This is a genomic window from Ideonella sp. P3_A4, assembly GCF_056403075.1.
This window is the reverse complement of sequence record NZ_JBFUGE010001218.1, coordinates 1-862: the sequence shown is the minus strand read 5'-3', so window position 1 is coordinate 862 and position 862 is coordinate 1. Positions and strand designations below refer to the sequence as shown.

Below are 862 nucleotides of genomic sequence, written 5' to 3'. Positions count from 1 at the left end.
TGATGAGCCTGAAAGGAGCGATCGGCCACGCGCTGGGCGCTGCCGGGTTGGCCGAAGTGGCGCTGCTGACGGGCTGTCTCGAAAGCGGGGCCTGGCCCCGGGTGGACGGCGAAGTCGACCCTGCGTTCGGCGCCACCTTGGCCAGCAAGCCACCTCGTGCAGCCCGCCACCTGCTGGCCAACATCTTCGGTTTTGGCGGTGGTCACGCTGCGGTGGTGCTGGAGGACACGCACGCATGATCGCGTGGCACGAAAAGGCGCGCTTCGTGGCCGACCCGCTGCCCGCCGATTGGCGCGAGCAGCTCGCGCGGCGGCTGGGCCAACGGCCACGCCGCCTCGGGCCGTGGGCTGAGCAAGCGCTCTATGGCGCGCGCGAGTGCCTGGCGCAAGCCGGCGAAACCGCGCTGCCGGAAGGTGCCGTGCTGCGCTTGGCCAGCTTCAGCGGCCCGCGCAGCGCCACCCGCACCATCGCCTTGCAGGCGACCGAAGGCTTGCCGATGCCTTTTGCCTTCATGCAAAGCCAGGCCAGCCACACCTTGGCGGCGTTGAGCGAACACCTGGGGTGGCGTGGTGATGCGCGTTTCGTGCTGCAGCGCGATCGCGCCGCGCTGCGGGCTTTCGCCGAGATGGAAGCCACGGCCGCTGGAGCGACGAACCTGTTGTTCGGCTGGGTCGAGGAAGACCGGTCGACCGATTGGTGCTGGTTGGTGCCGGCAGGCTGAGCCCGCGCCCTATTGGTACTTCGTCGTGTGCCCAAGTCGCCTGCCGGCCGCCGAATCCTCGATCAACGTGGCCAGCCGCTTCTGCCGCGTCGCCTCCGTCTTCGGGCTGGTGACGTGGTAGATGCAGGCGCGGCGGTAGCC

At 69.6% G+C, this 862-nt stretch carries 2 protein-coding genes and 1 pseudogene; 2 read left to right on the top strand and 1 reads right to left on the bottom strand.

Annotated features, from left to right (window positions below):
- Window positions 1-239: pseudogene (locus tag AC1DYI_RS37120) on the top strand (beta-ketoacyl synthase N-terminal-like domain-containing protein); the annotation flags it as partial.
- The gene (locus tag AC1DYI_RS37115) at window positions 236-721 is read left to right on the top strand and encodes a hypothetical protein (protein WP_477209066.1); all 486 of its coding nucleotides are present in this window, start codon (window positions 236-238) and stop codon (window positions 719-721) included. The pseudogene AC1DYI_RS37120 and the gene AC1DYI_RS37115, both read left to right, overlap by 4 nt.
- A 9-nt stretch (window positions 722-730) precedes the next feature.
- Here the strand turns inward: AC1DYI_RS37115 and AC1DYI_RS37110 are convergent.
- On the bottom strand, window positions 731-862 hold a 132-nt coding region (locus AC1DYI_RS37110; protein WP_477209067.1), incomplete at its 5' end, for a YdeI/OmpD-associated family protein.

Coding starts and splice junctions, on each gene's coding strand:
- AC1DYI_RS37115 (WP_477209066.1), top strand. CDS start 236: ATGATCGCGTGGCACGAAAAGGCGCGCTTCGTGGCCGACCCGCTGCCC.